A 20,839-nucleotide genomic window follows, 5' to 3' on the forward strand; every position below is an offset into this window, starting at 1 on the left:
CAACGTCTTCCTCCCCCATTTATGGGGGAGGACCGAGGAGGGGGACAGCCACACCAATCCAAACCAAAACAACTTCTCACCATCAGGGCCAGAACCATGACAATCCGCCGTTATCTCTGCTGTCTGCTGTTACTGCTGCCCTGGCTCGCCCAGGCGGGCGATGGCGCAGACTTCGCGGCCGCCAGCCGCGCGCAACAAGCCACGCTGCTCCAGCAGTGGGCCGCCGCACCGCAGGCCAGTCGCTTGCCGCTGCTGCAGGCGCTGCGCAATGAAACCGTGGTCATCGACCAAAAACAGCAGCCGTTCAGCAAACAAGGTGAAGCGTTGCAGCCGCTCGACAGCGCGCAACAGCCCGACGGCGACACCAAAAAGCTGTTCATGAACAACCGCCTGCGCGTATTGATCGCCAGCGCCCTCGCCGCCCATCAGCTGGTGAGCGATGATGCCGCGATCCGTTTACGTGCCGCACAACAACTGCAAAATGATGGCGTCGCCGACATGCTGCCGCTGATTGAGCAGCGTCTGACGCTGGAAAAAGACGCGAAAGTGCACGACGTACTGCTGATGGCAGCGGCCAACCTGCAACTCGCCAGCCCGGATGCGGCGCTGCGCCTTAAGGCTGTCAAACTGCTCGGCGAATCCAGCGATCCCAACATGCAGGCCAGCCTCACGCGCTTAACCCAGGCCAGCAATGAACCCGATGCCAGCGTGCGTGATGCCGCCGCCGCCAGCCTGAAGCAGATTAAACAGCGCCTGATGTGGGGCGATCTGCTTGGTCAGGCGTTTACCGGCCTGTCACTCGGTTCGATTCTGCTGCTGGCCGCGCTCGGTCTGGCGATCACCTACGGCCTGCTGGGCGTAATCAACATGGCGCACGGCGAAATGCTGATGCTGGGCGCCTACGCCACCTGGTTTGTGCAAAGCCTGTTCCAGCAGTTCGCACCGCAGTGGCTGGCCTGGTATCCGCTGCTGGCGCTGCCGGTGGCCTTTCTGGTCACCGCCTGCATGGGCATGCTGCTGGAGCGCACCATCATCCGCCATCTGTACGGACGTCCGCTGGAAACGCTGCTCGCCACCTGGGGTATCAGCCTGATGCTGATTCAGCTGGTGCGCATGCTGTTTGGCGCGCAGAACCTGGAAGTGGCTAACCCAGGCTGGCTCTCCGGCGGGCTGCAGCTGTTACCGAATCTGGTGCTGCCGTACAACCGTATCGCGGTGATCCTGTTTGTGTTTGCCGTACTGGCCCTCACCTGGCTGCTGCTGAATAAAACCCGTCTCGGCCTGAGCGTGCGCGCCGTGACGCAGAACCGCGCAATGGCCGACTGCTGCGGCGTGCCGACCGGACGTATCGATATGCTGGCGTTTGGCCTCGGTTCTGGCATCGCCGGACTCGGCGGCGTGGCGCTGTCGCAGCTCGGCAACGTCGGGCCGGAGCTCGGTCAGGGCTACATCATCGACTCCTTCCTCGTGGTGGTGCTGGGCGGCGTCGGCCAACTGGCGGGCACCGTGGTCGCCGCCTTTGGTCTCGGCATTCTTAATAAAGTGCTGGAGCCGCAGATTGGCGCGGTGCTGGGCAAAATCCTCATCCTCGTGCTGATCGTGCTGTTTATCCAGAAACGTCCGCAGGGCCTGTTTGCCTTCAAAGGGAGGGTGATTGACTGATGAGCCAGCCAATGACGTTAACTATTGCGCGCAAAGCGCCACGCCTGACGCTCAGCCTCGGCGTGGTGATCGCTGTGCTGCTGCTGGCGCTGCCGTTCTGCGCCCTGCTGCCCGCCACCCATCCGCTGGCGATCTCCACCTATACGCTAACGCTGGTCGGCAAGATTCTCTGTTACGCAGTGGTCGCGGTGGCGCTCGATTTAGTGTGGGGTTACGCCGGGCTGCTGTCGCTCGGTCACGGCCTGTTCTTCGCGCTTGGCGGCTATGCGATGGGCATGTATTTGATGCGCCAGGCCTCCGGCGACGGCCTGCCTGCGTTCATGTCTTTTCTTTCATGGAGTGAGCTGCCGTGGTTTTGGGCGGGCACGCAACATTTTGTCTGGGCGCTGTGCCTGATCATGCTGGTGCCGGGTTTACTGGCGCTGGTGTTTGGCTTCTTCGCCTTCCGCTCGAAAATCAAAGGCGTTTACTTCTCAATCATGACGCAGGCGCTGACCTACGCTGGCATGCTGCTGTTTTTCCGCAACGAAACCGGCTTCGGCGGTAATAACGGCTTTACCGGCTTCACCACATTGCTCGGCTTTAACGTCACCGCTACCGGCACACGTATTGGGCTGTTTGTCGCCACGGTGCTGCTGCTGCTGGTCAGCCTCGGCATTGGCTTCGCGCTGGCACGCAGCAAGTTTGGCCGCGTGTTGACCGCGGTGCGCGATGCGGAGAACCGCCTGATGTTCATCGGATACGATCCCAAAGGCTTCAAGCTGTTTGTCTGGACGCTGTCGGCGGTGCTGTGCGGGCTGGCGGGCGCGCTCTACGTGCCGCAGGTTGGCATTATCAACCCCAGCGAAATGTCGCCAACCAACTCGATTGAAGCGGCGATTTGGGTGGCGCTGGGTGGACGCGGCACGCTGATTGGTCCGCTGCTTGGTGCCGCCATCGTTAACGGAGCCAAAAGCTGGTTCACCGTCGCCTTCCCGGAATATTGGCTGTTTTTCCTTGGCCTGATGTTTATCCTGGTCACGCTGTTCCTGCCGCGTGGCGTGATTGGCCTGCTGCGCCGGAGGCGTGATGACTGAACACCTGTTTACCCAACCTCATCCCTCGGATCGCTATCGTGAACAAAGCGATCCGGTATTGCAGCTGGAGAAGATCAACGTGTCGTTCGACGGCTTTCGCGCGCTCACCGATCTCTCACTGAAGATCGGCGTGGGCGAACTGCGTTGCGTGATCGGCCCCAACGGCGCGGGAAAAACTACGCTGATGGATGTGATCACCGGTAAAACCCGGCCGGATAATGGCCAGGTGATCTACGACCAGGATACCGATCTCAGCAAAATGTCGCCGGTGGAGATCGCGCGCGCCGGTATTGGGCGCAAGTTCCAGAAACCCACGGTATTCGAAGCGCTAACGGTATTTGAGAATCTGGAAATCGCGCTGAAAAACGACAAATCGGTGTGGGCCAGCCTGCGTGCGCGGCTGAACGGCGAGCAGCAGGATCGCATTGATGAGGTGCTAAAACTGCTGCGGCTGGGTGCCGAACGCCAGCGCAAAGCCGGTTTGCTGTCGCACGGCCAGAAGCAGTTTCTGGAAATCGGCATGCTGCTGGTACAGGACCCGCATCTGCTGCTGCTGGATGAACCGGCAGCCGGCATGACCGATGCCGAAACCGAATACACCGCCGAGCTGTTTCGCAGCCTCGCCGGTAAGCATTCGCTGATGGTGGTCGAGCACGACATGGGCTTTGTTGAAACCATTGCCGATCACGTCACCGTGCTGCATCAGGGCCAGGTTTTGGCCGAGGGATCGTTACGCGAAGTGCAGGCGGACGATCGGGTTATCGACGTTTATCTGGGGCGTTAACATGCTGCAAGTCGCGGAACTGAATCAATATTACGGCGGCAGCCACATTCTGCGCGGCCTGTCGTTTGAAGCGAAGCCGGGTGAAATTACCTGCCTGCTGGGACGTAACGGCGTGGGTAAAACCACGCTGTTGAAGTGTTTGATGGGGCTGATTCCGGCCAAATCCGGCGAAATTCGCTGGCAGGATAACGTGATCAACAGCCGCAAGCCGCATCAGCGCGTGCAGGCCGGTATCGCTTATGTGCCGCAGGGGCGCGAAATCTTCCCGCGTCTGACGGTGGAAGAGAATCTGCTGATGGGGCTGGCGCGTTTTTCCGGCGCACAGGCCAAAGCGGTGCCGGAGGAGATCTATCAACTGTTTCCGGTGCTGCGTGAGATGAAAGCGCGCCGCGGCGGCGACCTGTCGGGCGGGCAACAGCAGCAATTAGCGATTGGCCGCGCCCTCGCCTGTTCACCAAAGCTATTGATCCTCGATGAGCCAACCGAAGGGATCCAGCCGTCGGTGATCAAGGAGATCGGTGCGGTAATCCGCCAGCTGGCGCAGCGCGGTGATATGGCGATCCTGCTGGTCGAGCAGTTTTACGATTTCGCCGCCGAACTGGCCGACAGCTATCTGGTGATGTCGCGCGGCGAGATCGTGCAGCGCGGCGCCGGATCCGCCATGGAAGCCGACGGCGTACGCGGATTAGTAGCGATTTAGTTGAGCTTGATAATTCAAATGGGCGGCCTAACGGCCGCGTCTACAAGCAGAAGGCACGTCGTTTCGAGCATTTTAAATATTTTAATTAATTTTCAAATTCAAAATCTGCCGTGCCAACTTTACTGCTCACTGACACTATTTTTCCACTCCATCCAAAGGTGATATGCCCATTAGCTGATATGTTAATTGAGCGGATGCTTCCTACACCTTCAATGAGAGGTTCCAACGTTTTAAGTTTATTTAAAACTTGTTTTTCGTTGCCGGTAATCTCACTGGTTAAATAATATCGATAAATAACAGGAACAGTGGCACCGCCAGCACTGTATTCAGTCATATATAGCCAGGAAGATTGATTGATTTTTTGACTACGCTTCAACACATCATTATCGCGTGAGCTTTCATTACCGATGACTAAAAAACCAATAATAATCAGCAAAAGAAGAGTCAGTATCAAATGAAATCGCTTAATAACCGTGCTGTTTAGCATACTCAATTCCCTCGCGTATATTGCGTTGATCTGTGGGATCATCTCCATAGGGAGGAACATCATACCACTTTCCCCAGCGAGGTTTTGATGTGCCAGCGAGTGTTTGAGCAAATCCCGCGCCCATCAGCAAAATGTCATCGGGTATTCCAGCCGCTCTGCCTGAAGCGCCAAAATTGAAGTTTCCAAAAGCAGCCCAATTGAAGTCGAATTGTTTGTAATCCCAAGGGCCGCGATTGCGTACTTTTTGATAAAACCAGTAATAGGTTGCCGGTGTCGCCATACCTCTCGACATACCATTACATCTGGCTTCACGCATATTATTCTGAATAATTAATGCACCAGGTCCTATCGGTACAGATGCCATAATCCTTCCCTGAACGTAAATTTAAATCAGTTAACTATAATGCACATCCTCTTATTTAATAATTTGATCTAAATCATTAGGTCATTGCAATTAACCGAGGGGAGATAGGGGTATATTTGATATTTTTTAAATGATTTTTAATATCAACATCCGCTGTTGATATTGATTTTAAAATGGCGATCCTAAGACCGCCATTGATTACAAAATCCCGGTCTCAACGCTGAAGTGACGCTGTTCGCCGGGGGCCAGCTCAATCAGCGTGCCGGCGCGCTGTGCGGCTTTGAAACCCTCCGGGCGGCAGGTTGACGGCAGCACATAGGCGGCGACCTGCTGATCGCGGTTATGCAGCATCCAGCGCGTGGCGTGCGGGAACTGTTGGCTGGAGAAGCGTGTCATCAGAGCAAACCCTTGCGGTGAGTGCAGCTCGAACTGCATCTCATCGCCGTACTGCTGGAGATCGTCGGCGAAAAACACGATCTCCGGATCGCACGTCTGCGGCTGATCCAGCTGCTGAAACGCCTGCGGATCGCGCGCCAGTTGATCGGTATATGCGCGCCACTGCGGGGTAGGTTTGACGTGCGCCGGGATCGAACTGCGCAGCTGGAACGCATCGGTCGGAATTGACTGCTGGAAACGCCCTCGATCCAGCCAGGCGCTGTTCAAATGACACATATACTGCAGCGGCATCGGCGCGCCTGCCAGGTTAGTGACGTTCATCTCAATGTGCAGGCGCGCAGCATTGGCCTCAAGGCGCACCGCCGGTGCGGCAAGATAGTGATGGCCAAAGCCCTTCACATACTCGGTTTCGCCCTCCAGCGACAGGCGATCGTCCTCCAGTACCATCCACGCGCTGTCCATGCGCGCGCAGGCCATTTCGCCATGCAGCGGATGATCGTCATCCTCTGCCGGACAGCCGTTGGCCAGCAGCCCGGAGTGGAAAGCGAAACAGCCGTAGGTATCAATGATCGAACTGCCGGGCAGCGGCTGCTTAAAGCTGTGGCCCATGGTCAGCGAATGGCCGTCAAAGTTGGCGTCCCACACCATCTGACCGTAAAACGGCAGTACGATCACCGTGCCGCGTGGATTGCTGATGCGCACCGCTTCCACGCCTGCGGGATAGCGAAACAGCTCGACGTGGAACGTCTCGTTGCGCAGCAGCGTGGCTGGCGTTTCATGAAACTGCTCACGACGTAACGGTAAACGGGTTTTCATGGCATCTCCTCAACTAAACGACCGGCTGCTTCTGCCTGTTTTTTATGACGCAGCTCGCCCCAGAAGAAGTAACCCACCCAGGCGAAGCACAGCAGCGAAACGCCGAACGCCAGCTGCATCGATCCAAGATGATCGGAGACGAAGCCCTGAATCGCAGGAATAAAGGCAGCACCGACAATCGACATCACGATAAACGCGCCCGCCACTTCGGTGTATTTGTTATCGACGGTCGCCAGCGTTCCAGCGTAGATCGTCGCCCAGCACGGACCAAACAGCGCACTGACCAGGATGGCGGCATAGACAGCGGTAAAGTTCGGCACAAACATCACATACGCCAGCGCCAGAACACCCAGCAGCGAGTAGGCAATCAACACTTTTTCCGCACGGAAGCGCGTCATCAGGACGTTGGCGATAAATTTACCGATAAAGAAGCCGATGAAGCTGTAAATCATAAAGTTAGAGGCATGGCGCTCATTGACCGCGCCGAGCGTCAGCGCCAGACGAATGGTGAACGACCACACCGCCACCTGCATGCCGACATACAAGAACTGCGCCAGAATCCCGCGTTTGAAGTGACGATTCGCCGCCAGATAGCGGAAAGTTTCGCCGAGCGACGGCAACGATTTTTCACTGCTTTCCGGTTTGCAGCGCGGATAGCGGGTGAACAGGAACAGCAGCATTACTACCACCAAAACCATCACCAGATATTTATACGGCTCAAGCGTGTGCTCCAGCATGGTGAGACGGAACGCATGCGCCTGTTCCGCATTCATGCCGGCCAGCTGACTTTCCAGACTGTCGCCCTCCTGGAACACCAGATATTTGCCCAGCACGATGCCCATCAGTGCGCCCACCGGATAGAAAGTCTGGCTGATATTCAGGCGCAGCGTGGCGTGATCGCGATGACCAATCATCGAGCTGTAGGTGTTGGCGGCGGTTTCGAGGAAGCTCAAACCGATGGCGATGGCGAAAATCGCCGCCAGGAACATGGTGTAGGTTGCCATGTGTGACGCGGGATAGAACAGCACGCAGCCCACGATATACAGCGCCAGGCCCAATAAAATCGCCAGTTTATAGGTGGCTTTACGGATCACCAGCGAGGCCGGAATAGCAATCAGGAAGTAGCCGCCGTAGAACGCGCTCTGCACCAGTGCGCTGGCGAAATCGCTTAACGCGAACACGCTTTTGAACTGGGTGATCAGGATGTCGTTCAGACTCGCCGCACAGCCCCACAACGGGAACAGGCACGAGAGCAAAATGAACTGGAACAGCGGCGTTTTATTCAGATAGCCATCAGATTGCTGAACAATGTTCGGTTGCATAACTCGACCTCAGTGAACGTTGAGAAAACGCTGGAAGGTTTCCGCGTCGGGATAGGAGCGCTGCGTGCCGCGACCGGTCACGCTGCAGGCGGCATAAGCCGAGGCTTGCGCCATCGCGGCCGGGATATCGCCGCTTTTCACCAGCTCGTGGGCGAAGCAGCCGATAAAGGCATCGCCCGCGCCGCTGGTGTCCACCGCTTTTACTGCGGTGGGTGCAACCTGATGCACGCTGTCGCCAGACATCCACAGCGAACCGCGCCCGCCCAGCGTGATGATCAGGTTTTTCAGCCCACGTTTAAGCAACGATTGCCCCGCCAGCTTCACCTCTTCATCCGTGGTGACCGGCATGCCGGTGAGGATCTCCAGCTCGGTTTCATTCGGCATGAAAAAGTCGCATTTGCAGGCGTAGTCGATATTGAGATCCGCCACCGCCGGTGCCGGATTGAGGATCACTTTGATGTCATGCTGACGGGCAAAATCAATGGCGTAATAAACGGTCTCCAGCGGGATCTCCAGCTGCAGGATGATCAACTGGCAGCTTTTCAACGCGTCAGCGGCGGCATCGATATCGGCTGGCTTCAACTGTTGGTTGGCACCTTTAATAATCAGAATGCGGTTCTGCGACTCATCGTCGACGAAGATAGGTGCCACGCCGCTGGAGGTGCCTGGCGCGGTGGTGACGAAGCGGGTATCAACGCCTTGCTGCTGCAGATTGGCCACGGTATTCGGCGCGAACAGATCGTCGCCGACTTTACTCACCATCATCACGCTGCCGCCCATCTTCGCTGCTGCCACAGCCTGATTGGCACCTTTACCCCCGCAGCCGATGGCAAAATCGGGTGCTTCCAGCGTTTCGCCCGCTTTAGGCAGCTGATTGGTATAGGTAATGAGGTCCACCATATTTGACCCAATAACCGCAATATCCATTGTTTTCTCCCGGTGAATTTTTAGCTTTATAATGTTATTAAAATAACAATATCAGGTTAATAAAGTTAATTGTGTGATAAATTTCACACCTCGACATCCTGATAAAAAGCCGATAAACAGCCATTAATTGGTAGAAATGAATGTTATTATTCTAACAATGGAACAACATTGAGAATCAGAGCGAAGCGGCTTGAGAGCAACACGTTGGCGGCATTGCATGAGGTTTGCGGGCCGATCTCATTACAGGTAAGATTGAAAACTGGCCTGCTGGATACGTCGCAAATCATTAAAATATGTGAGATTTATCGTGATTTTTGACCAGGCCACTTCGACTTCAGGATTAATTACGCAGAGATGATCATGGAAACCCGGCGCGACGAACGTATTCACAAGTTGGCTCAGGCGCTGAAACGCACCGATAAACTGCACCTGAAAGACGCGGCGCAGCTGCTCGGCGTGTCGGAAATGACCATCCGCCGCGATCTCACCGAACCGGCTTCAACCGTGGTGCTGCTGGGCGGCTATATCGTCAGCGATCCGAAAAGCCACGCCGGACACTACTTTATCTCCGATCAGCACGGTCAGAACGCCGCACGCAAACAGCGCCTGGCGCAGGCTGCTGCGGATCTGATCAGTGAAAATGACACGGTATTTTTTGATTGCGGCACCACGCTGCCGTACATCGTAGATGCGATACCTGATAGCTTGCCGTTCACCGCCATCTGCTGCGCGATGAACACTTTCCTGGCGTTGAAAGAGAAACCGGCCTGCAACGTGATCCTGAGCGGCGGTGAGTTCCACGCCGATAACGCGCTGTTCACGCCGATTGGCGCGCACTCGATCCTCGACGATCTCTGCCCGACGCTGGCCTTTATTTCGGCGGCAGGTATCGATCAGGAACAGGGCGCCACCTGCTACAACATTAACGAGCTGGCGATGAAGCACCACGCGATGCTGCGCGCACGTCAGCGCGTGCTGGTGGCGGACAGCAGTAAATTTGGCAAAGTGCTGCCCGCGCGTATCGGTGAATTACGCCGTTTTGATTTGCTGGTCAGCGATAGCGCACCCGAACCGGCGCTGAAGAGTTGGCTGGCACAACAGAATATACCGCTGCGATTGCCTAAATCTTAGAATTCCTCTGTTTCTATTACCGGGAAACAAAACCAGACCCTAAATAATTCGAGTTGCAGGAAGGCGGCAAGTGGGTACATCCCCAGGCGCATACATAAGTATGTGACTGGGGTGGACACAAGCAGCCAACGCGCCTGCAGCGCGAAGTATGACGGGTATGAATAAAGGCTGAAAACGGCTAAACTTCTGTACCTAAAGTTCATAACTCACAGACCAAAAGGCTCAATACAACGTGGCTCAATTCGTCTATAGCATGCATCGCGTCGGCAAGGTCGTTCCGCCGAAGCGTCACATTCTGAAGAATATTTCTCTTAGCTTCTTCCCTGGAGCAAAAATCGGTGTGCTCGGCCTGAACGGCTCGGGTAAATCGACGCTGCTACGCATCATGGCCGGTATCGATACCGATATCGAAGGGGAAGCACGCCCACAGCCGGGCATCAATGTGGGTTATCTGCCGCAGGAACCGCAGCTGAACCCGGAGCACACCGTGCGTGAATCCGTTGAAGAAGCGGTTTCAGAAGTGGTTGGCGCGCTGAAGCGCCTCGACGAAGTGTATGCGCTGTATGCCGATCCCGATGCGGATTTCGACAAGCTGGCCGCGGAACAGGGCCGTCTGGAAGAAGTGATCCAGGCGCACGATGGTCACAACCTCGATACCCAGCTGAACCGTGCCGCCGACGCGATGCGTCTGCCAGACTGGGATGCCAAGATCGCTACCCTTTCCGGTGGTGAGCGCCGCCGCGTGGCGCTGTGCCGTCTGCTGCTGGAAAAGCCAGACATGCTGCTGCTCGACGAACCGACCAACCACCTGGATGCCGAATCCGTGGCGTGGCTCGAGCGCTTCCTGCACGACTTCGAAGGCACCGTTGTGGCGATCACGCATGACCGTTACTTCCTGGATAACGTGGCTGGCTGGATTCTGGAACTGGACCGCGGTGAAGGTATTCCGTGGGAAGGTAACTACTCTTCCTGGCTGGAGCAAAAAGATCAGCGTCTGGCGCAGGAAGCTTCTTCTGAAGCGGCGCGTCGCAAATCTATCGAGAAAGAGCTGGAGTGGGTGCGTCAAGGCGCGAAAGGCCGTCAGTCGAAGGGCAAAGCCCGTCTGGCACGCTTTGAAGAGCTGAACAACACCGATTACCAGAAGCGTAACGAAACCAACGAACTCTTCATTCCACCTGGCGCTCGCCTTGGCGACAAAGTGCTGGAAGTGACCAACCTGAAGAAATCGTATGGCGATCGCGTGCTGATCGACGATCTGACCTTCTCTGTACCGAAAGGCGCGATTGTCGGCATCATCGGCCCGAACGGCGCGGGTAAATCTACGCTGTTCCGCATGATGTCAGGCCAGGAGCAACCCGATTCCGGCACCATCGAGCTGGGCGAAACCGTCAAGCTGGCGTCGGTTGATCAGTTCCGTGACGCGATGGACAATTCCAAAACCGTGTTTGAAGAAGTGTCTGGCGGTCAGGACATTATGCGCGTTGGCAACACCGAGATGCCAAGCCGTGCCTACGTTGGTCGCTTCAACTTCAAAGGCACCGATCAGGGCAAACGCGTGGGCGAGCTGTCAGGGGGTGAGCGCGGTCGTCTGCACCTCGCCAAGCTGCTGCAAGTCGGCGGCAACCTGCTGCTGCTCGATGAACCAACCAACGACCTCGACATCGAAACTCTGCGCGCGCTGGAAAACGCCCTGCTGGAATTCCCGGGCTGTGCCATGGTGATCTCGCATGACCGTTGGTTCCTGGACCGTATCGCCACCCACATCATCGATTATCAGGATGAAGGCAAAGTGGAGTTCTTCGAAGGTAACTTTACCGAGTACGAAGAGTACAAGAAACGCACCCTCGGCGCCGACGCGCTCGAGCCGAAGCGTATCAAGTACAAGCGTATGACGAAGTAAGTCTGTTGCTGTGAAAAAGGCGCCATTAGGCGCCTTTTTTTATGGCTGAATCAGCTGCCCAGCATCTGCTTTACTAACTCGACACAACGCAGGAAGCGCGTGTCATAGTCATCTTCTTTAACGTGCACAAACTCGATATTGTTTTCACGCAGCATGGTGATCAGCATGGTCTGGAACTCGCGACGATCCATTGAGCTGCCGAGGCTGCGCAATCCATCCGCCACCCAGGGCACGTTGTTTTCCAGCAAAATCACCAGGTCGAAACGGTATTCATCAATTAACGCCTGCACAAACGGGTGCTCGCGACCTTCGTACTTGAGGCAAAACGCCTGCGTAGTGATGAAATCGGTATCGATAAAGGCGACTTTACTGGCGTACTTTACGGCGAAGTCGATGTACTGGGCCTGACCGAGCGCGATTTTGTCGTAGTCGGAATATTGCAGCGCCATCTCGTCGCCACCGAGGTGCGAGAAGACATAATCGCGGCCATATTCCCATGCGCTGGTGGTGTTGAAGATGTTCGCCAGCTTGTTCACCAGCGTTGATTTGCCGCTCGACTCGCCGCCCAGCACCGCCACGGTGCGCACGAAGAATGGCTTCACTTCGGTCGGGATGTATTCCCAGTAGCGGAACGGATCCTGACGAATCTGCCCGCCGCTGATGTTCATAAAGGATCGATTGGGATCGATCACCACCGCCGGAATGCCGAGGTGCTGCTCATACATCGCGGCATCCGGCTCTTCACTGGTGTAGATACAATTCGGCTCAATGCCCTGCTCAGCCAGAAAGGTTTTGACGCCGCCGCTCCACACATCCCAGCCGTGCGGATAAGGTTCAATGCCCTCTTCATCAAACGAATGGATGCGGATATTTTTCTGGTATTTGAAGGTTTGCAGCAACCAGCGTAGTCGATCGCTGATGGTCGGCTGCTGCGACATGGCGCTGTTTTCAAACAGTTCACGATCGCGCGGCTCGTCGTGGCCCATGATGATATGCAGCTCATCCACCTGACTGCAGGCGCGCTGGATTAAATATATGTGGCCGGTATGCAGCGGATAAAATTTCCCGAACACCACGCCAACGGTTTTATCGCGGCGCGGAAATTCCAGGCCAAGAAAACGGTGCAGCGCTTCCAGCTTCTGCGCACTCGGGCTTTTAATTTTGGCGTTGAGCAGCTGGCTTAAGTAGCCTTTGGTCATTCCGCTGGCGTCGGCAACCTGCTGCAGCGTGTGGCCTTGCTGGCGAATGGCTGTTTTCAGGTAGTCAAACGATGACATTTAGTGCCTCCTGCGTGGAATAAAGGGCGGTGCGGCCTTTAAGACGGTGCGCATAAATGCGCACCCTACAAACGTAGGGTCGGCATTCATGCCGACCGGTAAAACTTACAACTCATCCAGAATCGCTAACGCATCCGCCAGCTTCTTCGCGCTGTACACCTTCATCCCTTCGACCGGTTTCTTCGGTGCATTACCGGCCGGGACGATGGCGCGCTTAAAGCCGTGTTTCGCCGCTTCGGAAATGCGCTCCTGGCCGCTCGGCACCGGGCGAATTTCGCCGGCAAGGCCCACTTCACCAAAGATCACCAGATCCTGCGGCAGCGGACGATCGCGGAAGCTCGATACCATCGCCATCAGCAGCGCCAAATCGACGCTGGTTTCGGTGACTTTTACGCCGCCGACCACGTTAACGAACACATCCTGATCCGCCATCTGCAAGCCACCGTGGCGATGCAGCACCGCTAACAGGATTGCCAGGCGATTCTGCTCCAGACCCACCGCGACGCGGCGTGGGTTGCCCATCATCGAATGGTCCACCAGCGCCTGAATCTCGACCAGCAGCGGACGCGTACCTTCCCACAGCACCATCACCGAACTGCCCGAGGTGATCTCATCACCGCGAGACAGGAAAATGGCCGATGGATTGCTGACTTCGCGCATGCCTTGTTCGGTCATGGCGAACACGCCGAGCTCATTCACCGCGCCAAAGCGGTTTTTATGGCTGCGTAAGGTGCGGAAACGGGAATCAGCGTCGCCATCCAGCATCACCGAACAGTCGATACAGTGTTCCAGCACTTTCGGGCCGGCCAGCGAACCGTCTTTGGTGACGTGACCGACCATGATGATCGCCACGCCGCGCGTTTTGGCGAAGCGTGTCAGGTAGGCGGCCGTTTCACGCACCTGCGCTACGCTGCCCGGCGAGGATTGGATCTCCGCCATGTGCATTACCTGAATCGAGTCGATCACCATCAATTTCGGCTGCTCCTGCTCGGCGATCAGGCAGATCTGCTCGATGCTGGTTTCCGACAACATATTGAGGTTTTCGGTCGGTAATCCCAGACGATGGGCGCGCATCGCCACCTGTTGCAGTGACTCTTCGCCGGTGACATACAGGGTTTTCATCCCTTCTGCCAGCTTGCACATCACCTGCAGCAGCAGCGTCGATTTACCGGCACCCGGATTACCACCAATTAAGATGGCGCTGCCCGGCACCACGCCGCCGCCCAATACGCGATCGAACTCTTTGAAACTGGTTGAGAAACGCGGCAGGGCTTCGAGGCTGATCTCCGACAGCTTCTGCACGCGGCTAACGCCCGCGTTGCCGCCGGCATAACCGCTCAGGCGCTCATTACGCGCCGCCGCAGGCGAGGCGGCAATGCGCACCTCGGTGATGGTGTTCCACGCATGGCAGGCGCTGCATTGCCCCTGCCAGCGCGGATAATCAGCGCCGCATTCGTTACAAACGAAGGCGCGTTTTGCCGCTTTGGCCAAATCAAATCCTCAGTTAACGCTCTTCGTGAATCAGGCTGCCGGTCAGGATGCAGAACACACCCATCAGGTCAGCATGACGGATGATGATTTCCGTCTGCTCATTCACTTTAGGTTTAGCATGATAGGCGATACCCAGCGCCGCGGTTTTAATCATCGGCAGATCGTTGGCACCATCGCCAATCGCCACGGTTTGTTCCGGAGCAATTTCAAAGCGCTGTGCCAGATCGTTCAGGGTATCGGCTTTAAATTGGGCGTCGACAATTTGTCCCAGCACCTGGCCGGTTAACTTACCGTCGCGAATTTCCAGCTCGTTGGCCACCGCCGCGGCTAAATGCAGCGTCTGGCGCAAATAGTCGGCGTAGAAGGTAAAGCCGCCCGAGGCGATCGCCACCTGCCAGCCCAGCGCCTGCAGCTTCTGCACCAGCGTGGTTAAGCCTGGCATCAGCGGCAGCGCATCGCGCACTTGCATCAGGATATTGGCATCGGCGCCCGCCAGGGTGCCGACGCGCTCGCGCAGGCTGGCTTTGAAATCCAGCTCGCCGCGCATCGCGCGCTCGGTGACTTCCGCCACCTGCTCGCCGCAACCCGCCAGTTTGGCGATCTCATCGATGCACTCAATCTGGATCGCGGTGGAATCCATGTCCATCACCAGCAAACCTGGCGTTTTCAGATGCGGGATTTTGCCGAGCGGTGCCACATCAAAACCGGCTTCATGCGCCAGTTTGCTGGCGCGCGGCGTCAGCGAGCCTGCCAGACGTATCACCTGATACTCATCGACATTCCAGGCGCTAACGATCACCATCGCCGCCCCCAGCTTATGCTGATAATCGGTGAGTTTTTGTTTATCGAGCCCGCGCCCATACAGCAACCAGCCAGTCCGACCAGCACGGTAATCCAGCGGCATCACTTCATCACCGCTGAGGGAAAGGGGTAAACCCGGCCAAAGTGAAACATCGGCGGGCAGATCGCACCAGGTAAGACGATTTGGCATTACAGCTCCTGTAGGGACAACAAAACCACGCAAGAGGCTACCTTGTCTGCGCGGGTTCTGGCAACATAATTGCCAGCCTTTCTGCTGTTACATCACACGGGTTTCTGATGGTTAAAACCGCACTGAAATTTCGCCTGCATCGCACGGTGATTGTTCTTATCTCGCTGGCTCTGTTAGTGGTTCTGATGCAAGGCGCATCCTGGTTTAGCCTCGGCCATCAAATGGCTCGCTCTGAACAAGTGGAAGAACTGGCGCGCACGCTGACCAAACAGGTGGCGTTTAGTCTTAAACCGTTGATGGATAACAGCGACGATAACCGCACGCAGATTGCCGCCATCCTCAATCAGATGACCGACAACAGCCGCATTCTTGATGCTTCCGTCTACGCCGATGATGGCAGCCTGGTGGCGCACAGCGGCGAAAGCATTAATGTGCGCGATCGGCTGTCGCTGGATGGCAAACGCGCTGGTAGCTACTTCAACCATCAAATCGTGCAGCCGCTGGAAGGCAAAGATGGCCCGCAAGGTTTCCTGCGCGTCACGCTGGATACTCACGTGCTGGTGACGGAATCACGTCAGGTGGATAACACCACCAACATCCTGCGCCTAATGATGTTACTGGCGCTGGCCATCGGCATTATCCTGACGCGCACCCTGCTGCGCGACCGTCGCACCCGCTGGCAGCAATCGCCGTTCCTGCTAACGGCGAGCCGCACGGTGAAAGAGGATAAAGAGAAAGAGCAAGAAGAGGCGGCGGCGGCAGCCACTGAGAATGAAAAAGAGCGTTAAGCCATTTTATGCAACGTCATTTCCATCGCTTCCAGTTGCTGTAATGCCTGCCCGGCAATGCTGCGGAAGTTCGCGCTAAACGCAGCATCCTCTGCAATCGCTTGCCAGTAGATTTTCGCCATAGCGCTGGCAGCGCGCCACACGGCGCCTGGCAGCGCGAAATCCAGCGTCAGTTTGACTTCATCGCGCATGTGCCCCTGAGAATTGGGCGCCAGCGCCATCGGCAGCATGTCGTAAGCCGGTGTCAGGCTGAAACGTTCTTCATCAGTAAAGAAAGACAGATTGCCCGCGTGCATGTCGCTATTGGCAATCAGTCGTCCAAACGCCCACTGCAAAGTCCCGCGTTCAACCGCTACCGCATCAACACGTTGCTGACGCTGCAACTCACGCAGCGCATCCGGCCAGTGTTGTTGATGGCCGATAAACTCTGCGCTTACCGCTTCTAATGAACTCATGCAGCGTCGACCACGTTGATGAATGCGATCAAAACGCTGCACTTCGAGGAACAATTGTCCTTCACTATCAATCAGCTGGCTATGTGCGGCAGGCAATCCCGCCGCCAGTAAATGCTGCAACGCCAGATGCTCCGCGCGTAACAAATCACGCCAGCGCTCAGCATTATCACTTTGACGGGCGACGGTAAATTTCACCAGACAATGACGATCGCCATTCGCCGTTGCGGCATAGCACAGGAATTTCGGTTGTTCGCCGCCAGCCGATGAGCCCGGTTCATCGCCGCTCAGCGCCTGTTGTGCCATCAGCGGATAACGCGCGATTTTTTGCGCCTCGCTGATGGCTTGCGGTGCGGGCTGTTGCAGCCAACGCTGGTATGTCATGTCGCCAACAATAAAAGCGCCCGGCATATCGATGCCGCCGCTTGCCAGCGCCATCAGGCACTGCTCATCACTCCAGAGACGAATATCATCCGTCAGCCCGAGCTGTGGCGCGTATTCACGGCCCCATTGTCGGCCCAGAAAACCTTGCGGACACATCTCCTGCAGGAACCACGGTAAGCCGTCATAAAAGCGGCCTTGATCGTGCTGGTCCAGATGCAGACAACTGCCCTGCGGCCAGGTTGGCAAAAGGATGCCAGCGGGCGATGCCTGACCTTCAGCAGAAATACGATACAGCGGGAAGCGGCTTTCACCCCGGATGGGCCGCAGCAACGCATAACGCGTCGCGCGCGCTTTGCCCCATTTGATAATCTGCGGCTGCTGACGCAGTTGGCGTGAAAGCGTGGCCTGGCTGATATGCAATCGAGCCAGCAGATCCGCCGCGCTAAGCGGTCCTTCCAGCAGCAAACTTTGTAGCTCAGCCATTGCCGCCACCTTGCCTGATGAATAGATTGATGAATAGATTCATGCATAGATAATAACATAAAAAAAAGCCCGCACAGCGGGCTTCTCAGCATCATCACGATGGTAACGATGAATAGATACTTTTAACCTTCCGTCAGAATCGTTTCCAGCTCGGCCAGCGTTTTCACCTGCCAGGTTGGCGTGATGTGATCGGGTAACGGACGCGTACCGTGATCGATCCAGCAGGTCTTCAGGCCGGCATTCATGCCGCCGAGAATATCTGATTCTGGCGTATCGCCGACCATCAGCACGCGGCTGCGATCCGGGTTGCCCAGCAAGGCCAGCGTGTGATCAAAAATCGCCACGTCCGGTTTCGGTACGCCAACTTCTTCAGAAATCACCAGCGCATCAAACACATCGAGGAATCCGGTACGCTCAAGGCGCGCCTGCTGTAACGCAGTGAAACCGTTGGTAATGATGGCGATTTTCACTTTGCCTTTCAGCGTTGATAACAGATGAGCTGCGCCTTCCAGCGGCAGGCAGATATCAGCCATTGCGCTGAGGAAATCACTGTTGAGTACTTCGGGTGCGACGCTCAGCTTTTCGCCCCACAAGGTGAAGCGGCGCGTTTGCAGCTGCAGTGCGGAAATGGTGCCGTTCTGGTAATCGACCCACAGCGGCTTGTTGATCGCCTGATAATCGGTGTAATCCTGCGCAGAAAATTGCACGTCATAGCGGGCAAACATGCGCTGCAAACCAGCGTAAGCATCGAAATGGAAAAGCGTTTCGTCTGCATCAAACAGGATGCAGTCCCAATCGTTTAGCATGGTGCTCCTTAAAGCGTTAGCGCCATAATGATGGCATCTTCTCGTCCGCTGGCAGTGGGATAATAGTTGGGGCGTACGCTCACCTGATGGAAATCCAGCTGCTCATACAACGCAATCGCCGGCATATTTGAGGCGCGCACTTCCAGCCACAGCGTCATCACGTCGCGCTGCTCGAGCTCAGCAATCAGATGCTGCAACAGCTGGCGCGCCAGGCCGCGGCGCTGGAAGTCGGGATCCACCGCAATATTGAACAGCGACGCTTCATCCAGCACCACTTGGGTGATGGTGAATCCGGCCAGCTTACCTTCAACTTCAATGCGGAAATTAACGAAACGTTCGCCTTGATTGCTGCTAAACGTCTGCTCGCTCCACGGAAAGGCATGCGCGCGGCGCTCAATCGCCAGCAGCTGCGGCTGGTCTTCAGGGGTGACTATAGAGATGGCTGTCATGGTTACACATCTGTTGCCACAGGGCGCGTTTTGCTGCGCCGCTGCTGATCAGTTCATTGAAAACGGCGGTGTTGAAGGTAATGCCGTTAAAGGGATGTTCGCTCTCGACGCCCAGCAGCCAGCCGGCGCAATCGACCTGCTCCGGCAGCATTTGCAGCTGGTCTGGCGTTAACGCCATGACCTGCGCGGGTTGAATGTTCAGCGCGCGCAGCACGTCGCGAATCAGCGGTTCTTGTAGCGTGGGTGCCTGTTCGGCCACCAAAACCAAACGCGTGTCGGGCAAAAGCGTGACGGCAATTTCCCCTTGCAGCACGCGCGGACGCCGCAGCTGATACTGCGTAATCCCCATTTGCTGTAGAAGCCAGTCGCGCCTTGTGCTCATGCTATTACCCGTTATGCTGCCAGAATGCGACGCTATGCTAGCAAACCCATCGAACATGCGCCAACAAAGCACCCTACACAAAATAATTCGAGTTAGAGGAAGGCGGCAAACGAGTGAAGCCCGATGAGCTTACTTCAGGTAAGTGATTCGGGTGAGCGAGAGCAGCCAACGCACCTGTAACTTGAAGTATGACGTGTATATAATCGTCGCTCTGATTTAACAGGAGTGCTCCATGTCTGCTTTTACCCCGGCCAGCGAAGTGATTCTGCGCCACAGTGATGAATTTACCGCCCGCAACGTTTTGTTTGCTGGCGACCTGCAGGATGACCTGCCCGCCCAGCTAGAAACCGCGTCGAGCCGCGTGCATACCCAGCAATATCATCACTGGCAGAACCTAAGCCATCGCCTTGGTGAACGTGCGGTTTACAGCATGGTTGCAACCGCTGCCGATGTTGAAGGCTGCGATACGCTGGTTTATTACTGGTCGAAGAACAAACCCGAAGCGCAGTACCAGCTGCAAAACCTGCTCTCTCTGCTGCCGGTCGGCTGCGATATCTTCGTGGTGGGTGAAAACCGCAGCGGCGTGCGCAGCGCCGAAGGCATGCTGGAAGCGTGGGCGACGCTGGAGAAAGTTGATAGCGCGCGTCGTTGTGGCCTGTATCACGGTCGTCTCGATAAGCAGCCAATCTTTGATGCCAGCAGCTACGGCCATACTTATCAGCTCGAGGATCTCACCATCCATACCTTGCCGGGCGTGTTCAGCCGTGATGGTCTGGATATCGGCAGCGATCTGCTGCTCTCCACGCTGACGCCGCATTTCCGTGGCAAAGTGCTGGATATCGGTTGTGGCAGCGGTGTGCTGGCAACTGTGATGGCGAAAGTGTCGCCGCGCGTGCGTCTGTGGCTGTGCGATGTGCATGCTGCTGCGATTGAAGCGAGTAAAGCCACGCTGGCCGCCAATGAACTGGAGGGTGAAGTGTTTGCCAGTAACGTTTTCTCTGACGTTACCGGCCGTTTCGACATGATCATCTCCAACCCGCCGTTCCACGATGGCCTGCAAACCAGCCTTGAAGCGGCTAACACGCTGATTCGCGGTGCGCTTAAGCATCTGAACAGCGGCGGCGAACTGCGTATCGTGGCTAACGCCTTCCTGCCGTATCCACAGATTCTGGATGAAACCTTCGGCAATCACGAAGTGCTGGCGCAAACCGGACGCTTCAAAGTCTATCGCGCCGTATATGGTCGCGGTGCCAAAACGCGTTAACAGCAGCGCGGCGGCAGAAACGTTGCTTTTTACAGCGATCGTTTTGCCGTCGCGAAATATGTGTTGACGCAATGAGTAAAATCTCTAAAATGCGCCTCCGTGGTTAGCAATACTTTAGGGTGTTGTTAGTTTGCGATGGTGGCGGAATTGGTAGACGCGCTAGCTTCAGGTGTTAGTGTCCTTACGGACGTGAGGGTTCAAGTCCCTCCCTTCGCACCAAACTAAAATCACACAGTTTATATCTGCGCACTGAGCGATGGTGGCGGAATTGGTAGACGCGCTAGCTTCAGGTGTTAGTGTTCTTACGGACGTGAGGGTTCAAGTCCCTCCCTTCGCACCAATGCGACGATATAAACAGACAACTAAGATGCGATGGTGGCGGAATTGGTAGACGCGCTAGCTTCAGGTGTTAGTGTTCTTACGGACGTGAGGGTTCAAGTCCCTCCCTTCGCACCAACAGTTGTCACTCCTTTCGAGCAGTAAATCCCCCGAAAGATTTTTCAACGA

The 20,839-nt window shown here is 56.2% G+C and carries 20 protein-coding genes and 3 tRNA genes; 11 read left to right on the forward strand and 12 right to left on the reverse strand.

The genetic code is table 11. From position 1 onward, the window contains the following. Positions 1-96 precede the first annotated feature (96 nt). The 4 genes from urtB to urtE are packed head-to-tail and all read left to right on the forward strand — an operon-like array spanning position 97 to position 4,222. Positions 97-1,662, forward strand: a complete 1,566-nt coding sequence (gene urtB / locus ACVLVH_RS12750) for an urea ABC transporter permease subunit UrtB (protein ID WP_498949490.1) — start codon at positions 97-99, stop codon at positions 1,660-1,662. Continuing rightward, the gene (urtC, locus tag ACVLVH_RS12755; RefSeq protein WP_498949491.1) at positions 1,662-2,738 is read left to right on the forward strand and encodes an urea ABC transporter permease subunit UrtC; all 1,077 of its coding nucleotides are present in this window, start codon (positions 1,662-1,664) and stop codon (positions 2,736-2,738) included. Before urtB ends, urtC begins: the two co-directional genes overlap by 1 nt. Further along, the gene (gene urtD, locus ACVLVH_RS12760; protein WP_210080897.1) at positions 2,731-3,522 is read left to right on the forward strand and encodes an urea ABC transporter ATP-binding protein UrtD; all 792 of its coding nucleotides are present in this window, start codon (positions 2,731-2,733) and stop codon (positions 3,520-3,522) included. The genes urtC and urtD overlap by 8 nt, the downstream gene beginning before the upstream one ends. A 1-nt stretch (position 3,523) precedes the next feature. Continuing rightward, on the forward strand, positions 3,524-4,222 hold the full coding sequence (gene urtE, locus ACVLVH_RS12765) for an urea ABC transporter ATP-binding subunit UrtE (RefSeq protein WP_137385120.1): 699 nt from the start codon (positions 3,524-3,526) through the stop codon (positions 4,220-4,222). 85 nt (positions 4,223-4,307) lie between these two features. Here the strand turns inward: urtE and ACVLVH_RS12770 are convergent, their stop codons facing one another. The 5 genes from ACVLVH_RS12770 to rbsK form a co-directional block, all read right to left on the reverse strand. Continuing rightward, complete coding sequence (locus ACVLVH_RS12770; RefSeq protein WP_277974498.1) at positions 4,308-4,709, reverse strand: hypothetical protein; 402 nt, start codon at positions 4,707-4,709, stop codon at positions 4,308-4,310. Next, positions 4,687-5,073: a polymorphic toxin type 44 domain-containing protein gene (locus tag ACVLVH_RS12775; RefSeq protein ID WP_192412430.1), complete on the reverse strand. Its 387-nt coding sequence runs from the start codon at positions 5,071-5,073 to the stop codon at positions 4,687-4,689. The genes ACVLVH_RS12770 and ACVLVH_RS12775 overlap by 23 nt, the downstream gene beginning before the upstream one ends. Before the next feature lie 198 nt (positions 5,074-5,271). Beyond that, on the reverse strand, positions 5,272-6,285 hold the full coding sequence (locus ACVLVH_RS12780) for an aldose 1-epimerase family protein (RefSeq protein WP_312464581.1): 1,014 nt from the start codon (positions 6,283-6,285) through the stop codon (positions 5,272-5,274). Further along, entirely contained in the window at positions 6,282-7,607 is a 1,326-nt protein-coding gene (fucP, locus tag ACVLVH_RS12785) for an L-fucose:H+ symporter permease (RefSeq protein ID WP_101762178.1), read from the reverse strand. The genes ACVLVH_RS12780 and fucP overlap by 4 nt, the downstream gene beginning before the upstream one ends. Positions 7,608-7,616: 9 nt before the next feature. Continuing rightward, positions 7,617-8,534 (reverse strand): ribokinase, encoded by a 918-nt coding sequence (gene rbsK / locus ACVLVH_RS12790; protein WP_110867485.1) that lies wholly within the window; start codon positions 8,532-8,534, stop codon positions 7,617-7,619. Between the two features lie 360 nt (positions 8,535-8,894). Here rbsK and deoR point away from each other — a divergent pair, with 360 nt between their 5' ends. Together deoR and ettA are read left to right on the forward strand one after the other, a co-directional pair. Then, a complete protein-coding gene (gene deoR / locus ACVLVH_RS12795) occupies positions 8,895-9,665 on the forward strand; it encodes a DNA-binding transcriptional repressor DeoR (protein WP_192412434.1) in 771 nt (256 codons plus the stop codon). Positions 9,666-9,897: 232 nt separating this feature from the next. Beyond that, positions 9,898-11,565, forward strand: a complete 1,668-nt coding sequence (gene ettA / locus ACVLVH_RS12800; protein WP_008101764.1) for an energy-dependent translational throttle protein EttA — start codon at positions 9,898-9,900, stop codon at positions 11,563-11,565. A gap of 50 nt (positions 11,566-11,615) precedes the next feature. Here the strand turns inward: ettA and nadR are convergent, their stop codons facing one another. The 3 genes from nadR to serB all read right to left on the reverse strand — a co-directional run bounded on the left by nadR (position 11,616) and on the right by serB (position 15,324). After that, entirely contained in the window at positions 11,616-12,842 is a 1,227-nt protein-coding gene (nadR, locus tag ACVLVH_RS12805; protein ID WP_110867484.1) for a multifunctional transcriptional regulator/nicotinamide-nucleotide adenylyltransferase/ribosylnicotinamide kinase NadR, read from the reverse strand. 105 nt (positions 12,843-12,947) lie between these two features. Further along, positions 12,948-14,333 (reverse strand): DNA repair protein RadA, encoded by a 1,386-nt coding sequence (gene radA, locus ACVLVH_RS12810; RefSeq protein WP_007886867.1) that lies wholly within the window; start codon positions 14,331-14,333, stop codon positions 12,948-12,950. Between the two features lie 13 nt (positions 14,334-14,346). Beyond that, on the reverse strand, positions 14,347-15,324 hold the full coding sequence (gene serB / locus ACVLVH_RS12815) for a phosphoserine phosphatase (protein ID WP_101762181.1): 978 nt from the start codon (positions 15,322-15,324) through the stop codon (positions 14,347-14,349). A gap of 107 nt (positions 15,325-15,431) precedes the next feature. Between serB and ACVLVH_RS12820 the strand changes: the two genes are divergently transcribed. Further along, positions 15,432-16,112: a YtjB family periplasmic protein gene (locus ACVLVH_RS12820; RefSeq protein ID WP_110867483.1), complete on the forward strand. Its 681-nt coding sequence runs from the start codon at positions 15,432-15,434 to the stop codon at positions 16,110-16,112. On the opposite strand, the gene yjjJ is transcribed toward ACVLVH_RS12820, so the two are convergent. The 4 genes from yjjJ to ACVLVH_RS12840 form a co-directional block, all read right to left on the reverse strand. After that, on the reverse strand, positions 16,109-17,431 hold the full coding sequence (gene yjjJ, locus ACVLVH_RS12825) for a type II toxin-antitoxin system HipA family toxin YjjJ (protein ID WP_192412436.1): 1,323 nt from the start codon (positions 17,429-17,431) through the stop codon (positions 16,109-16,111). The two genes, ACVLVH_RS12820 and yjjJ, sit on opposite strands and share 4 nt — an antisense overlap. Positions 17,432-17,553: 122 nt before the next feature. Beyond that, complete coding sequence (yjjG, locus tag ACVLVH_RS12830; protein ID WP_101762184.1) at positions 17,554-18,237, reverse strand: pyrimidine 5'-nucleotidase; 684 nt, start codon at positions 18,235-18,237, stop codon at positions 17,554-17,556. An 8-nt stretch (positions 18,238-18,245) separates the two neighbouring features. After that, complete coding sequence (gene rimI, locus ACVLVH_RS12835) at positions 18,246-18,686, reverse strand: ribosomal protein S18-alanine N-acetyltransferase (protein WP_312464579.1); 441 nt, start codon at positions 18,684-18,686, stop codon at positions 18,246-18,248. Beyond that, positions 18,658-19,068 carry a DNA polymerase III subunit psi gene (locus ACVLVH_RS12840; RefSeq protein ID WP_312464578.1) on the reverse strand — a complete coding sequence of 137 codons (411 nt, stop codon included), beginning with the start codon at positions 19,066-19,068 and terminating at the stop codon, positions 18,658-18,660. Before ACVLVH_RS12840 ends, rimI begins: the two co-directional genes overlap by 29 nt. A gap of 232 nt (positions 19,069-19,300) precedes the next feature. Here ACVLVH_RS12840 and rsmC point away from each other — a divergent pair, with 232 nt between their 5' ends. From rsmC to ACVLVH_RS12860, 4 genes are all read left to right on the forward strand, one after another. Then, entirely contained in the window at positions 19,301-20,332 is a 1,032-nt protein-coding gene (rsmC, locus tag ACVLVH_RS12845) for a 16S rRNA (guanine(1207)-N(2))-methyltransferase RsmC (RefSeq protein ID WP_312464577.1), read from the forward strand. A 132-nt stretch (positions 20,333-20,464) separates the two neighbouring features. Next, positions 20,465-20,551 (forward strand) — tRNA-Leu (locus ACVLVH_RS12850). 34 nt (positions 20,552-20,585) lie between these two features. After that, positions 20,586-20,672 (forward strand) — tRNA-Leu (locus tag ACVLVH_RS12855). Between the two features lie 29 nt (positions 20,673-20,701). Next, a tRNA-Leu gene (locus tag ACVLVH_RS12860) sits at positions 20,702-20,788 on the forward strand. Positions 20,789-20,839: the final 51 nt, after the last annotated feature.

The sequence above is a fragment of the Kluyvera sp. 1366 genome (assembly GCF_054823405.1).

Excerpts from the sequence above, each read along its gene's own strand:
- urtB (WP_498949490.1), top strand. The coding sequence starts at position 97 with ATGACAATCCGCCGTTATCTCTGCTGTCTGCTGTTACTGCTGCCCTGG.
- urtC (WP_498949491.1), top strand. The coding sequence starts at position 1,662 with ATGAGCCAGCCAATGACGTTAACTATTGCGCGCAAAGCGCCACGCCTG.
- urtD (WP_210080897.1), top strand. The coding sequence starts at position 2,731 with ATGACTGAACACCTGTTTACCCAACCTCATCCCTCGGATCGCTATCGT.
- urtE (WP_137385120.1), top strand. The coding sequence starts at position 3,524 with ATGCTGCAAGTCGCGGAACTGAATCAATATTACGGCGGCAGCCACATT.
- ACVLVH_RS12770 (WP_277974498.1), bottom strand. The coding sequence starts at position 4,709 with ATGCTAAACAGCACGGTTATTAAGCGATTTCATTTGATACTGACTCTT.
- ACVLVH_RS12775 (WP_192412430.1), bottom strand. The coding sequence starts at position 5,073 with ATGGCATCTGTACCGATAGGACCTGGTGCATTAATTATTCAGAATAAT.
- ACVLVH_RS12780 (WP_312464581.1), bottom strand. The coding sequence starts at position 6,285 with ATGAAAACCCGTTTACCGTTACGTCGTGAGCAGTTTCATGAAACGCCA.
- fucP (WP_101762178.1), bottom strand. The coding sequence starts at position 7,607 with ATGCAACCGAACATTGTTCAGCAATCTGATGGCTATCTGAATAAAACG.
- rbsK (WP_110867485.1), bottom strand. The coding sequence starts at position 8,534 with ATGGATATTGCGGTTATTGGGTCAAATATGGTGGACCTCATTACCTAT.
- deoR (WP_192412434.1), top strand. The coding sequence starts at position 8,895 with ATGGAAACCCGGCGCGACGAACGTATTCACAAGTTGGCTCAGGCGCTG.
- nadR (WP_110867484.1), bottom strand. The coding sequence starts at position 12,842 with ATGTCATCGTTTGACTACCTGAAAACAGCCATTCGCCAGCAAGGCCAC.
- serB (WP_101762181.1), bottom strand. The coding sequence starts at position 15,324 with ATGCCAAATCGTCTTACCTGGTGCGATCTGCCCGCCGATGTTTCACTT.
- ACVLVH_RS12820 (WP_110867483.1), top strand. The coding sequence starts at position 15,432 with ATGGTTAAAACCGCACTGAAATTTCGCCTGCATCGCACGGTGATTGTT.
- yjjJ (WP_192412436.1), bottom strand. The coding sequence starts at position 17,431 with ATGGCTGAGCTACAAAGTTTGCTGCTGGAAGGACCGCTTAGCGCGGCG.
- yjjG (WP_101762184.1), bottom strand. The coding sequence starts at position 18,237 with ATGCTAAACGATTGGGACTGCATCCTGTTTGATGCAGACGAAACGCTT.
- rimI (WP_312464579.1), bottom strand. The coding sequence starts at position 18,686 with ATGACAGCCATCTCTATAGTCACCCCTGAAGACCAGCCGCAGCTGCTG.
- ACVLVH_RS12840 (WP_312464578.1), bottom strand. The coding sequence starts at position 19,068 with ATGAGCACAAGGCGCGACTGGCTTCTACAGCAAATGGGGATTACGCAG.
- rsmC (WP_312464577.1), top strand. The coding sequence starts at position 19,301 with ATGTCTGCTTTTACCCCGGCCAGCGAAGTGATTCTGCGCCACAGTGAT.